9 protein-coding genes and 1 pseudogene are annotated in these 14736 nt (G+C 40.9%); 4 read left to right on the top strand and 6 right to left on the bottom strand.

Annotation, left to right across the window (positions count from 1 at the left end):
- Nucleotides 1-114 precede the first annotated feature (114 nt).
- From B1F84_RS01340 to B1F84_RS01325, 4 genes and pseudogenes are all read left to right on the top strand, one after another.
- Nucleotides 115-1785: a phosphoethanolamine--lipid A transferase gene (locus tag B1F84_RS01340; protein ID WP_131690347.1), complete on the top strand. Its 1671-nt coding sequence runs from the start codon at nucleotides 115-117 to the stop codon at nucleotides 1783-1785.
- Complete coding sequence (locus B1F84_RS01335; RefSeq protein ID WP_131690346.1) at nucleotides 1782-2153, top strand: diacylglycerol kinase; 372 nt, start codon at nucleotides 1782-1784, stop codon at nucleotides 2151-2153. Before B1F84_RS01340 ends, B1F84_RS01335 begins: the two co-directional genes overlap by 4 nt.
- Nucleotides 2144-4068 (top strand): annotated as a pseudogene (locus B1F84_RS01330) (LTA synthase family protein). Before B1F84_RS01335 ends, B1F84_RS01330 begins: the two are co-directional and overlap by 10 nt.
- A gap of 87 nt (nucleotides 4069-4155) precedes the next feature.
- Complete coding sequence (locus tag B1F84_RS01325) at nucleotides 4156-5034, top strand: TraB/GumN family protein (protein ID WP_131690345.1); 879 nt, start codon at nucleotides 4156-4158, stop codon at nucleotides 5032-5034.
- A gap of 4 nt (nucleotides 5035-5038) precedes the next feature.
- Here the strand turns inward: B1F84_RS01325 and B1F84_RS01320 are convergent, their stop codons facing one another.
- The 6 genes from B1F84_RS01320 to fusA form a co-directional block, all read right to left on the bottom strand.
- Entirely contained in the window at nucleotides 5039-6490 is a 1452-nt protein-coding gene (locus B1F84_RS01320; RefSeq protein ID WP_131690344.1) for an ATP-binding cassette domain-containing protein, read from the bottom strand.
- Between the two features lie 66 nt (nucleotides 6491-6556).
- Nucleotides 6557-8281, bottom strand: a complete 1725-nt coding sequence (locus B1F84_RS01315) for a response regulator (protein ID WP_131690343.1) — start codon at nucleotides 8279-8281, stop codon at nucleotides 6557-6559.
- A gap of 116 nt (nucleotides 8282-8397) precedes the next feature.
- Nucleotides 8398-10728, bottom strand: a complete 2331-nt coding sequence (locus B1F84_RS01310) for a fatty acid cis/trans isomerase (protein WP_131690342.1) — start codon at nucleotides 10726-10728, stop codon at nucleotides 8398-8400.
- Complete coding sequence (locus tag B1F84_RS01305; protein WP_131690341.1) at nucleotides 10728-11090, bottom strand: hypothetical protein; 363 nt, start codon at nucleotides 11088-11090, stop codon at nucleotides 10728-10730. Before B1F84_RS01305 ends, B1F84_RS01310 begins: the two co-directional genes overlap by 1 nt.
- A 270-nt stretch (nucleotides 11091-11360) precedes the next feature.
- Complete coding sequence (gene tuf / locus B1F84_RS01300; RefSeq protein WP_131690340.1) at nucleotides 11361-12545, bottom strand: elongation factor Tu; 1185 nt, start codon at nucleotides 12543-12545, stop codon at nucleotides 11361-11363.
- Nucleotides 12546-12608: 63 nt separating this feature from the next.
- Nucleotides 12609-14723 carry an elongation factor G gene (fusA, locus tag B1F84_RS01295; protein WP_008108486.1) on the bottom strand — a complete coding sequence of 705 codons (2115 nt, stop codon included), beginning with the start codon at nucleotides 14721-14723 and terminating at the stop codon, nucleotides 12609-12611.
- Nucleotides 14724-14736 lie beyond the last annotated feature (13 nt).

Below are 14736 nucleotides of genomic sequence, written 5' to 3'. Positions count from 1 at the left end.
ATTTTTAGCAAACCGCTGTATTTTATAGCTAACAAAATAAAATAAATTGATTTCTTAAGCGTTTCTTAAGCATGGCGCCCTAGCATAACAACGTTGACTAAAAAGAGACCTGTTATGAATTCAATTTTCAAACTCAGTAAGCAACCACAAGTAAACACTAAAAAACGCTTTTATTTTAACTGTAGCGCTAATGTATTTGTTATTTTAATGGCATGCTATTACGGCTTAATTATTAATATTCCATTTATGCATAGTGCGTTTAGCGCTATTACTTCGTTACACACATTTTCGTGGTTATTTCTATTCTCCGTGCCGCTACTACTTGTGTGCTTGTTAATTATATTTTTTTCTTTGGTGTCTGTTCGCGGGTTATTAAAACCAATCAACTATTTGCTACTTATGCTCTCAAGTGCCGCGCTCTATGGTTCGTTAAACTATGGTGTGGTATTTGATTATTCAATGATACAAAACGCAGCAGAGACAGACTCTAGTGAAGCGTTAAGCTATTTAAACTTGCAACTTATTGGCTTTTTACTGCTTTTTGGCGCTTTACCTGTCTTTGTTTTAAGTCGGATAAACGTAAGCTGTGCCCGTCCACACAAAGAAATACTCAGTCGCATTAAATTGCTACTGGCATGCGCTGCATTGATTGCTTTAGTGGTAGTAAATTTTTACGCCGATTACGCGGCAACAGGTCGAAATAACCGTATATTGAAAAAAGAAATCATTCCATTTCAATACCTCTCAAGTGGCTATAAATATGCACTTGATCAGCTGCTTTACAGCGATATTAAATTTAAAAACATCGATACAGCACCTGCTTTAGCCGCATCAAATGCCACAAAAGTAACTGTAATTGTAGTAGGTGAAACCGCACGCGCAGATAACTTTGCTTATCAAGGCTATGCGCGTAATACCAACCTATACACTCAAGCACATCAGGTTAGTTATTTTGATAATGTATCGTCTTGCGGTACCGCCACGGCGGTGTCAGTACCCTGTATGTTTTCATTGCAAACCCGAAGCAATTTTTCTCGTTTAGAAAGTGACAATCAACAAAACGTAATTGATTTAATGCAACAAGCGGGCGCAGATGTTTTGTGGATTGATAACAATAGCGGCTGTAAAAACGTCTGTGAGCGAGTGCCCACTATTAATATTGACACCAAAAAATCTCCTTTGTGCGATGGTAAGTATTGTTTTGATGAAGCGCTTCTTGCCCAGCTAAAACGTAAGCTTGCTAACTTAAGCCAAGCCAATACAGTGATAGTGCTGCATATGATGGGATCCCATGGGCCCACTTACTTTAAACGCTACCCTGAGAAGTTTAAAAAATTTACTCCAACCTGTGGGCAAAGCGATATTCAAAACTGCAGTCAAGCTCAACTGATTAATACCTACGACAACACCATTGCTTATAGCGACTTTGTTAATGCACAAGTTATAGCGCAATTAAAAGCACTGCCCACCGATATAGACAAGCAATTTTTGTATGTCTCAGATCATGGTGAATCACTCGGTGAAAGTGGCGCATATTTACATGGTTTTCCATACGCATTAGCACCCAGCACACAAACTCATGTGCCGCTTTATTTATGGGCCGATGAACATAACCAAGGTATTACTCCTACTTGTTTAAACAGCTTAAATCACTCGCAGCTGCTGTCACATGATGCTGTTTTTCATACTTTATTAACCATGGTGGGGATCAATACAAAAACCTACCAACACTCACAAGACATACTTGCTGCATGCAGCACTAAGAATAGCGAAAACACCCTATGAATAATAAAACCGTAATAAAACGCCAAGGCTTAATGCGTGTTATTTTTACCCTAAAACACACGTTTAATGGTTTAAAATGGATGAGCCGCTTTGAAGCTGCTTTTCAGCAAGAGTTGGTTTTATTTAGTTTGCTAGGCGTATTTGCCTGCTTGCAAGAAATTACTTTAAGTAGCAAGTTAATATTAATTGCCAGCTTATTGTTTGTGTTATTTGCTGAGTTGGTCAATACCGCAGTCGAAGTGGTGGTTGATCGCATCGGTAGCGAATATCATGAACTATCAGGCCTAGCTAAAGATATCGCCTCTGCCAGTGTATTTATCGCCATGCTCATTACTGTTTTGCTTTGGTGGTCTGTTTTATGGGCTTAATTAGTCAAAGTAAAAAAGTACTGGGGCCATTGTGGCTTTTAGGGGGATTTTTTTTCGCATCCCTATGCTGGCTAACTTTTGCGCGATTAGGTTTAAGTTTGTGGCACAGTGATCGTGTATTTACCGAAGGCGCCTGGCACTTTGTTTTTGTAGGCGGTTTGCGTATTGATATAGCAACATTATGCTATATAATAACCCCCGCTTTATTACTAACTCTTGCAGCACATGCCCTCAAATTAACCGCTTATATTCGAGGAATCGTAAAATGGTATTTAGTGATAATGGCTGCAATGTTAGTGTTTTTTGAGGTTATTACACCCACGTTTATTAACGAATACGACTTACGCCCTAACCGCCTATTTATTGAATATCTTATATATCCTAAAGAAGTCTCTAAAATGATTTTTTCAGGGTACAAACTCGAAGCCCTCTTTGCTGTTTTAGCGCTCGTGTTCACTATTAAATTTGCTAACAAAATTCTTACTCAGCAATGGCACAACCGCTCCTCATTAGGGGCAATAAAACTATCACTATTAGCTGTTATTATATGTAGCCTAACACTGTTAGGCGCTCGAAACTCATTAGGGCATCGTCCATTAAACCCCGCTATGGTGGCATTTTCGACCGACCACTTGCTGAATGACCTTACGCTTAATTCACTCTATAGTGTAGTATTTGCGTTAAAACAACTCACCAATGAGCAATCAAGTCAGGCATATTATGGTAAGGTTCCTCAAGATGAGTTACTCGCCACAGTGCGCAGTACCCTCAAGCAATATTTAATAATCCAAATGCCCCTACCCGCACTTTTCATCAGGCAAGCTACCGAGGTAAAAAGAAAAACCTGGTTATTATTCTGCAAGAAAGCTTGGGTGCTCGCTATGTAGGCACCTTAGGAGGCTTACCTTTAACACCGAATATAGATGCGCTCTATCAACAAGGTTGGGGCTTTGACAACTTATACGCTACAGGCACTCGCTCTGTACGAGGTATTGAGGCGGTGATAACCGGTTTTACACCCACTCCCTCCCGTGCGGTTGTAAAACTAGATAAATCACAACGTGACTTTTTCACCTTAGCCAGTTTCTTAACAAAGCAAGATTACCAAACTCAATTTATTTACGGTGGTGAAAGCCATTTTGACAATATGCGCAGCTTTTTTTTAGGTAATGGCTTTAGTGATATTGTGGATAGTGAAAACTTCGATAACATCGATTTTAATGGCTCATGGGGCGCATCCGACGAAGATTTATTTACTCAAGCAGATAAAGAACTGAATAAGTTGCAACAACAGCAAAAGCCATTTTTTAGTTTGATTTTTAGCAGCTCTAACCACAGCCCTTATGAATTTCCAGATGACAAAATAACCCTGTTTGAACAACCAAAACAAAGCCGTAATAACGCCGCTAAGTATGCCGACTATGCGCTGGGTAAATTTATCGAAAAAGCGAAAAGGTCGAGCTATTGGGACAATACGGTTTTTATTGTTATTGCTGATCATGACTCGCGGGTGATGGGCTCGAGCCTAGTACCGATTGATCACTTTAAAATTCCTGCAGTTATTTTTGGTAAAGACATTAAGCCCAAACGCGATCATCAATTAGCCAGTCAACTAGATATTCCCGCCACCTTACTGTCGCTTATTGGCGCCAGCGGTGAGCACCCGATGATTGGTCATGACCTCACTCAACCAGTGGCTAAAAGCAAGCAACGTGCAATGATGCAATATGATAAAAACTTTGCATATATGCTCAATGATAAAGTCGTGATTTTGCAGCCAAACAAACCAGCAACCAGCTATATTTATAAAAATAAACAATTACACGCTAGCAGTGATGATAGCCAGCTTATTAAACAAGCACGCGCTTTGGCTAACTATGGCAACATGGCCTACAGCAATAATTGGTACCAATAGCGTTTTTTAATCTGGCATTTTTACGTTACCTATAAAGTAAACTAAGTTAGTATTTATAAAACAACTTAAACTTGGTTAGGATTTTTTATGAAAGTGTCATTGCGTATCAGTCATTTATTGATGGCGTTCGTTGTTTTAGCATTTAGTGTGAATGGCTATGCAGCTCCTGCTCTGTTCAAAATAGAAAAACAAGGCGCTAGTTCGTATTTATTTGGCACCGTGCATGTAGGTGATGCCAGCATGAAAGGCCTACCACAAAAGGTAACTCGTGCATTGGATGACAGTAATCAAGTGGTTGTTGAAGTGGATATTAGTAAACTCTCTCCACTACAAATGCAGCAACGTTCTATGCCGTTTATGCTGCTAGCAAATGGCCGCACTTTACAGAGCGAGCTGTCGACAGAAAATTATCAACTCCTGAAAGACTACTTTGCTAAAAAGTCGATTGATATTGCCATGTTCAAAAGCTTTAAACCTTGGGCTGTGATGTTAACCATGATGCAAATTGAGTTTCAAAACGCAGGATATTCAGATAAAAATGGCATTGATAAGCAAATATTAGATTATGCCCAACAGCATAATATTAAAATTGCAGAGCTTGAAACCATAGAGCAGCAACTACAAATGTTTAATGGGTTAGAGTCATTAAGCAACGCTATGATGGCAGAAACCTTTGAACAACTCAGTGATATTAATACCTACTTTATTTCTCTAGTAAATGCATGGAAACAGGGCGATATGAAAACCCTAACCAGCTACTACCACACCAGTTTTGATAACAGCCAATACGGCCAACAAAGCGAACAAGTGATGCTAATTGAGCGTAATAATAATTGGGTCACTCAGCTCACCCCAAAACTTGAACAAGGCAATATTTTTATAGCTGTAGGTGCTCTGCATTTAGTTGAGCAACATGGCTTAATTAAACAACTGCGTGACCAAGGATTCACGGTGACTCAGTTATAAAAGCTTATATAATCGACTCACTATGAGCCGTATGCTGTTCATAGTAAGTTGGTTTAAAATCTTCCATTTTTAGGGTGTGTTCAATCCCTTTAATGGTATCTGCTGCATGATGGTTTACATAAATAACGGTACTCGTTTTTGCCGCACACACCTTTTCTATCAGCAGTAAAACGCGTTGACGATTTGCCTCATCAAGCCCTAAACATGGCTCATCTAAAATAACTAAGGCGGGGTGTTTGACCATTGCGCGTACAATAAGTAATAAGCGCTGATCGCCATACGATAGTTGAGTAAAAGCGCAATTAGCTTTATCGCTAAGGCCAATTAGTGCCAACCACTGTTTCGCTAACCGCATTTGTAGCTCACTGGCTTGTTGATATAAACCAATACTATCGAAAAACCCAGAGATAACAGTATTGAGCGCCGAAATACTCACTCTATACTGTAAATGCAAGGTATTAGAGATATAACCAATATGCTGTTTTATATCCCAAATACTCTCTCCTGTGCCACGCTTGAAACCAAACACCTCAATCTCATTGTTATAGCACTGAGGGTTATCACCGGTGATTAAATTTAATAAACAGGTTTTTCCTGAGCCATTCTTGCCGGTAAGTTGCCAATGTTGGTGTTGCTTAATTGTCCAGTTTAAGTTCTCAAAAATAGTCTGTTCACCATAACGTACATGCGCATCAGTAAGCTTAACGAGTGGCGCGTTTACATTTGAAATAAAAGCGGGTTCGGGTGAATCTGGAATAGTTATAGGTGTATGTTCTAAATGCAGTAACTTAAACAAATCGGCTCGTTTTGCTGCGCACGGTTTTGCTAAGCTATGTTGTAAAAGACCCTTGCTCACATAAGCAAAGTGATCAACAATCGCAGGAATTTCATCAACACGGTTTAGTACAAACACAAAGCAAGTGTGCGTACTTAGTTGCTTTAATAGGCGGTTTAACTGCCCAGACGATTTAGTGTCTAAGCCATCAAATGGTTCATCAAGCACAACTAAATCACTGTTAGCAGACAGTGCTTTAATCAATAATAATTTACGTGTTTCACCGGTCGATAAATCGGTAAAATTATGATTAAGTAAGGCATCAAAATTAAGAGCCGTAATTAGCTGTTGGCATAAATCGCTATTTATTTCAGGTTCAGAAAAGAGTATATCGGTTACTTTTTGTGGTTTATCACTTTTGCGATTAGCGCTCAATAACTGCTTTTGTAAATCACTTGAAACCAACTGTAGATTGTTAAAAGTACTATGACGTTGCCCACTTTGTTGCTTGGCTTCACCAATAAGCGTAGCCCCAAGCGCAGATTTACCGGCGCCATTGCCGCCAAGTAATACCCAGTGTTCCCCCTGTTTTACTTGCCAAGTTAAATCCTTAATATAATACCGATTATTGCCACCGGTGGATAAATAACCATTAAATTGCTGAAGTAAAATTGAGCGCACACTAGATCCCAAAATGAGGCTTAAAATTAAAGTTAACGTACAAAATAACAATTAGGCAAGTGAGATTTAATCAACCTCTGTTAGAAGAGCATCATTTAGTGCCGCTATTATACTTTGCTGATCTATGGGTTTATGAATATGACTTATTGCTCCACAAGCTTTAGCGCGAGCTATATCACTATCAGAAGTGTTTGCGGTAACCACAATAATGGGTCGTGTTTTGTCTTTTTCATGTAGCAGCTTTGTGGCTTCAAAGCCATCCATAACCGGCATATTTAAATCCATAAATATAACATCATAGCTATTTTCAGCCGCCATTTCACAAGCGACTTTGCCATTTTCAGCCGATTCAACCTGTATGTTCAAAGAACTTAATAACTTTGTTAGAACCAACATGTTGAGCGGGTTATCTTCAACCACTAAACACTTAAGATCATCAGGCAAGCGCGTTGGCATAGTTTCGCTTGTGTCCATCTCTAATGGTAGGCTCAAAAATACAATGGCGCCTTGTGGATGATTATTCTCAAAACGAATGTCGCCATTAAGCGCATTAACAATATATTGCACGCGGGTAAGCCCTGTTCTGAGGCCTTGAAAATGGTTACTTTGTTGATTGTTGTCTAACTCGAGCTGATCAACCGGGTGGCTAAAGCCACAACCACTGTCTTTTATGCTTAACTCTAACCGATGGTTATTGAGCGTAGCAATGACGGTGACCTCTCCTTGCTCAGTAAACTTTAATGCGTTATTAAGTAGTTCAGAAACAATTTGTTGTAGCCGTGCGTGATCTATTATCACCGCACAGTCTAAGCTCGGTGCTAACTCGGTAATTAACTTTAACCCTTTCTCAGTACAGCCATATTGATACACCGCCAGTATTTTGTTTAAAGTTGTTAGTAGGTTGTCTGAGGTTGGCTTTAACGACCAGCGATTTAAACTAAGCGCCTGTAAATCTTGAAGTTCACCTAGCATTGCTAGCAACCGAGTTGAACAGTACTGAGCTTGAAGCTTAATTTGTTGTTGCGAGCTGGGAATGGTTAATTCATTTATAGAACTAATTAATCCCTGTAACGGGGTTCTAAACTCATGACTGGCGCGTGCAATAAAATGCTCTTTATTCTGACTGACTTGCTCGGCAAATTCTTTTTGTTGTTGATACTCAAGCAGAGTCTGCAAAACTTGCCTTTCCATTGGCATAAACACAAATCTTAACTCTAGAAGCAATAACGCTAGAGTCAAAAACCAACACAACAGCTCAATATTGGCAACCCAATTAACCTTTGTCACCGCTTGCTGCTCAAATAAGCTCACCGCGGTGTCTAATTTTTTTAATAATGCTTCAATCTCGCCCACAGAAAACACCGCGGGATTCGCTTGTTCTTGTTGGGTCAGTAATTTTTTTGCTTGTTTTATAAAACTAGATACCTCGGTATCTAAGCTGCCTGGGGCGGCATAATATAAATCAACTAAAGCAGCATTTAAATAAATCGCCTCACCTTGCTCATTTTTAGTGAGTAAAAAAGTATGTCCTTGTTCGAATAGCCCAAGTGAGTAAGCTAACGATTTCAGATGCTGTTCGTTGTTAGCTGTTTGGTTAATTAGCGCATTACTATGCCACGCTATTTTTTGTGACAGCATCCGTTGCTTACCTGCTATATTGATAATTTTCGCATCGTATTTTTGCACAGAAAAGACGTATTGCATGAGTAATGCGGATACGCTGATCAGCAAGGCAATAGCAATTAATGCCCACCGATAACGTTTGCGAATACTCTTTACAATATTAAACATAAACCAAGCTGCTTTTTATTTTCACTTTAATCTAACTGTAGCAAGTTAATCAGTTAATTCACTAATTATTAGATATAAAAAAGCCCAACTAAAAAGCTGGGCTATTTACGATATAATTAACGATTTTCTAAACGGTTATAATCAAACATACCAAATTCAACCCCTCGATACTGGCGGGCAACGTGATGTAATATATCGCTGTATTGCCAAAACTGCGGGTGCGTTCGACGAATCGCAAACTTAGACTTTAAAGCCCGATAATCCGCCTCTACTTGCATAAGCGGTAGCTGCTCTGCAAATGCAGCAACTTGTTGCGGGTTATTTAAATACCAAATTGCTGATGGGTAATCACCAATAAAACCTGGCACAATTGTCACGGTATCTTCTTCATAAGCACGCTGGCCGTCTTCGTTTAATAAGCTCGAAATATTATAATGCGCGTTATGATGAATAATCGTATAAGCCTTGTGCTCATCTTGCTCTTTTACTAACACATAGGATAGCTGCGGGAGTAAGTTAATAGCTTTAGCAGGCATGGAATTAATTGCACTTAATGGTGCAGGAACTTTTTTATAGTCATAACGAGGACTCAATACCGGCTCAAGCGTTTGTTTAATTAATCCATATAACTCTGATTGTGGCTTATCAGTTTGGTAATTAATACCACTGGGCTGACTAAACTCACGGTTATTTTCGAAAAAGGTCGATAGACTTGGCGGTGATTTACGATACCAACTTTGCTTAATAGCTTCGCGTTGTGACTCGGGTAATAACGCAAGGAAGTTTTGCTCGCCTTCCAAGCGTAAAAAATCCATATATAAACGCGTTATTAATTGATGGCCAATATTGCCATACACATCAAAGCCTGCCACTAGTAAGTAGTGAATGCGCTCAAACAGTGCGTAGTCAAGTACCCACATTGTTTTAGGTTGCTGGCCAACAAGGCCTTTTACAACAGTTGCACTATCGAAATGACGAAAAATTGTCAGCGCCGCATTTTGGTTATGCCCTTCCCCTTTCCACAGTAAATCAGTAGTTAAGTGCTCGCCATTTTTGAACATTTTATTAGCTAGCTCAACCTTGGCTTTTAAATAACGTTTTTCACGAACTGAATATTTTACCCAGTTAGAAATAGGTAGCGCATTGCTCTCTTCTGCGGCTGGTAACTCTAATGCGTCTTCATGTTGCATTAGCATTTTACCAACCTCTGGAGTTGCCACTTTTTTAGGATCGGCAAATGCCACCCAAAAATGGTCATTAATTACGTTCAATGCAATTTGACCACGGCAAACAGGCCCTTTAATGAAGCCCATAATAATTAACTCAGCTTCATCGAGCATAAATTGATATTTAGCATCAATAGGCAATGCTTCAAAAGTTTTAAATGGGTTTGAGGCAAGTGCTGGCTCATAGCTGGGTAAACTAGATACTGTGTATTTTGGTGCGATGAACTGCTGATATAAGCGTGTTAACTTCTCATCCGTTAACTTAAGTGGCAAATGCGTTTTTGACAAAATAGTTGAACGGTCGTGAAGCAGTCGATAATAAACACGCTCAACGTTTGGCTTATCATAAGGACGACGAGCGTTAATTAACTTAATATCTTCACCCGGAGGGGTGCTTGAGCGTACCAACTTAAAAAAGTTTGGTGATTGCGCATCACTAAAATAGATGTGCGCTAAAAACCAATGTTCATAAATATAACGGGCTGATAACTGATACTTCAAACCATCTTGATTTAAAAATGCTTCCCAGTTTTTTACCTTTGCAAGCTCAGTAGCTGATGGCGGCTTAATATGCGCCATTTTCCCGCCTTTTTTAATCCAATTTTGTAAGTGCTGAAATTCAGCAGCCGACACACCAGGTAAACCATAAGGCATACCCGCATGCGGTTGCTCATCCGCTAATTGATCAAACTCACCCATGGTCGCACAACTTTGGTTGCGGCTAAGCGAGAAATCAAAGCGCTCATCTAATACTTCATCTTCTGGCAAAGGTGAACTTTGCTTTAATACCAACGTATTAAATAACACACTACCCGCTAAATTGGCTTCTTCATTTTGTGCTCGCTCGTTTAATACCGGGCTAAACTCTTTATCACGCCATTGCTCAGTGGTAGTTGCATCAAATAATAATCGGCTCGGCGTTGAGGCTAATAACCGAGTACCATCGTACACCAGCTCTTTACTCAGCCCTCTATCTATCCCCTCAGGAGACGACAACTTTAATTGGCAAGGCGCATCATAACAACCATGGCAAACTACGCAGCGAGTGTCTATTACAGGCTTTACATGCTGAAGAAATTCGGCACCTTCACCACTTTTAGCGTCAACAATACGCGCTTGTGTTTTTTCGGGACCAAACAGCTCGTTATAATGCGCATTCCCTAAGTAGGCACAGCCACTTAAAATAATCAGCACAAAGGTACTTATAATGACCTTCTTCATTACTCTGCCTCGTCGCCTAAATCGAATGTTGGCATCATATCGATTTGAGGTGACACAAACGTTAGATCATCAGCTGTAGTCACTGCAGCGCTTAATAGAGGGCCTTGAGTAAGCGTTAGTTGAGCGTCATGCTCGCTTTGCACGACACTTGAAAAGCTTGAATTGATGATATTCAATTCATAGTCTGTAATGCTTATGCCAATACTACTGTCAGCACTGGGGTTTTGGCATAGCTGAGTCAGTAGCTCATCACTTAAAATAACTGAAATTTCCACATCAGGCTGTGCTAAGTCACGAGTACTGAGTGTTTCATCTAGAATAAATAAAGGGAGGGTTAAATTGCTATCTTGTTCAAGTTCCATTGGACTCTCTGCGCTACTGACTATTTAATTATTACCTATTATAACAACGTTCCAACTTAAATAACGATAAACACGCTTTAAAATAGCCTAGTTATTTTTTAAGCAGCGGTATCAATGCTGTTTTAAACTTCGTTACGGCAACAGCAGGGAAGCCAAACTTCACTCACTAAAACCTGAAACCTCGCACCTGAAACCTGTACTTTATTGCAGGCATTAAAAAACCCGAGACTAAGCTCGGGTTTTTTTAGTATTAATTAGCTAGGCTAACTATTACTCAACGATAGTTGCTACAACACCAGCACCTACAGTACGGCCACCTTCACGGATAGCGAAACGAAGACCTTCGTCCATCGCGATTGGCGCGATTAGAGTTACTGTCATCTTAACGTTATCACCAGGCATTACCATTTCTACGCCTTCTGGTAACTGTACGTCACCAGTTACGTCAGTTGTACGGAAGTAGAACTGTGGACGGTAACCTTTGAAGAATGGAGTATGACGACCACCTTCATCTTTCGAAAGTACGTATACTTCTGAAGTGAATGTAGTGTGTGGCTTGATTGAACCAGGCTTAGCTAGTACTTGACCACGTTCAACGTCTTCACGCTTAGTACCACGTAGAAGTGCACCAATGTTCTCACCAGCACGACCTTCGTCAAGAAGCTTACGGAACATCTCAACACCAGTACAAGTAGACTTAGTAGTGTCCTTGATACCAACGATTTCAACTTCGTCATTCACGTTGATGATACCAGCTTCAACACGGCCAGTTACAACAGTACCACGACCTTGGATTGAGAAAACGTCTTCGATAGGCATGATGAATGGCTTATCGATGTCACGCTCTGGCTCTGGAATGTAAGAATCAAGTGCTTCTGCAAGCTCAATGATTTTAGCTTCCCATTGCTCTTCGCCTTCAAGTGCTTTAAGTGCAGAACCTTGAATTAGTGGTAAGTCATCACCTGGGAAGTCGTATTCAGAAAGAAGTTCACGAACTTCCATTTCTACTAGCTCAAGAAGCTCTTCATCATCAACCATGTCACATTTGTTCATGAACACAACGATGTAAGGAACGCCAACTTGGCGAGAAAGTAGGATGTGCTCACGAGTTTGTGGCATAGGGCCATCAGTCGCAGCTACTACTAAGATAGCGCCATCCATTTGAGCAGCACCAGTGATCATGTTTTTAACATAATCGGCGTGTCCAGGACAATCTACGTGTGCGTAGTGACGAGTTGGTGTATCGTACTCAACGTGTGAAGTTGAGATTGTGATACCACGCTCGCGCTCTTCTGGAGCGTTATCGATTGATGCGAAATCTTTAGCAACACCGCCGTATACTTTTGCAAGTACGTTAGTGATTGCTGCTGTTAATGTCGTTTTACCGTGGTCAACGTGGCCGATTGTACCTACGTTTACATGCGGTTTTACGCGTTCAAACTTTGCTTTTGCCATCTTAAAAAATTCCTAATAAAGAAATTAAAGTCTAACTCACTATTAAGTTAAACAAGCTAAAAATCATATTACAGCGCGAGCTGAAATTATTGTATCTGCAACCTGCTTAGAGGCTTCAGCGTACTTCAAAAACTCCATAGAGTATGAGGCACGGCCCTGTGTTGCAGATCGTAAAGCAGTCGCATAACCGAACATTTCAGAGAGTGGTACCACAGCATTAATTTGCTTAAGGCCACCAAGTGCATCTTCCATGCCTTCGATCATGCCGCGACGACGGTTTAGGTCGCCAACTACATCACCCATGTTTGCTTCAGGAGTGAGTACTTCAACCTTCATTACTGGTTCTAAAAGTGCAGGGTTTGCATCTAGCGCACCTTGTCTCATAGCCAGTGAACCTGCTATTTTAAATGCCATTTCATTCGAATCTACATCATGGAATGAACCATCATATAAAGTCGCTTTAACACCAAGTAATGGGTAGCCTGCCAGTACACCTTGAGCCATTTGCTCTTGGATACCTTTGTCTACCGCAGGGATGTATTCTTTCGGTACTGAGCCACCTACGGTTTCGTTAACGAACTCGTAAATTGGGGCTTCATCATCCGAAATATCCATCGGTTCAAGTTTAAGCCAGACGTGACCATATTGACCACGACCACCTGATTGACGTATAAACTTCCCTTCAACTTCAACAGTTGAACGAATAGCTTCTCGGTATGCAACCTGCGGCTTACCAACGTTACATTCAACACTGAATTCACGTTTCATACGGTCGACAATGATATCAAGGTGAAGTTCACCCATGCCAGAGATAATAGTCTGGCCTGATTCTTCGTCAGTTTGTACGCGGAAAGACGGATCTTCTGCCGCTAGTTTTCCTAGCGCGATACCCATTTTATCCTGGTCAGCGATTGTGCGAGGCTCAACCGCAACAGAGATAACTGGTTCTGGGAACTCCATACGCTCAAGCGTAATGATAGAGTTCGGATCACACAGTGTCTCACCTGTTGTTACGTCTTTGAGACCAATAGCCGCCGCGATGTCGCCTGCGTAGACTTCTTTGATCTCTTCACGTGAGTTTGAATGCATCTGAACGATACGACCAAGACGCTCACGCTTACTTTTTACTGGGTTATATACCGCGTCACCCTGTTTAACAGTACCAGAGTAAACACGGAAAAAGGTTAAAGTGCCAACAAACGGGTCTGTTGCAATCTTGAATGCAAGTGCAGCAAACGGCGCTTTATCATCAGCAGGACGCTCTTCCTCAGTACCATTTTCTAAGATACCTTGGATTTGTTTCACTTGTGTTGGTGAGGGCATATATTCAACAACGCAATCAAGCACAGCTTGAACACCTTTGTTTTTAAATGCACTACCACACGTCATGGGAACAATTTCGTTCGCTAATGTGCGTTGACGCAAAGCATTTTTAATTTCTGCTTCGCTTAACTCTTCACCTTCTAAGTATTTATCCATTAGTTCTTCAGTAGCTTCAGCAGCGCTTTCAACTAAGTGAGAGCGCCATTCTTCGGCTAGTTCCTGAAGTTCTGCCGGTATTGCCTCATAAGAGAAAGTCATCCCCTGGTCTTCATCATTCCAGTTAATGGCTTTCATTTTAATAAGGTCAATAACACCTTTAAAGTCGTCTTCAGCGCCAATAGGCAGCTGGACTGGAACAGGCGTTGCTCCAAGACGAGATTTCACCTGGCTTACAACCGTTAAGAAGTCAGCGCCCGTGCGATCCATTTTATTTACGAAGATCATTCTCGGAACTTCGTATTTGTTCGCTTGACGCCAAACTGTCTCAGTTTGCGGCTGTACACCCGATGAAGCACAAAGAACAACTACCGCACCATCTAGTACACGTAAAGAACGCTCTACTTCGATAGTGAAATCTACGTGTCCTGGGGTATCAATAATATTGATGCGATGGTCGTCAAATTGCGCGTCCATCCCTTTCCAGAAACACGTTGTTGCAGCAGAAGTGATTGTGATACCACGCTCTTGTTCCTGCTCCATCCAATCCATAGTTGCGGCGCCATCATGTACTTCACCGATCTTATGAGAAAGACCTGTGTAGAACAGAACACGTTCTGTTGTGGTGGTTTTGCCTGCATCTACGTGAGCACAAATACCGATATTGCGGTAACGCTCAAGTGGAGTTGTACGTGCCATAAAATCCTCTTAA

The organism is Pseudoalteromonas sp. DL-6 (assembly GCF_004328665.1).
Classification (GTDB): domain Bacteria; phylum Pseudomonadota; class Gammaproteobacteria; order Enterobacterales; family Alteromonadaceae; genus Pseudoalteromonas.
Note: the sequence above shows the minus strand (reverse complement) of the source record. Positions and strands in the feature narration are given on the sequence as shown.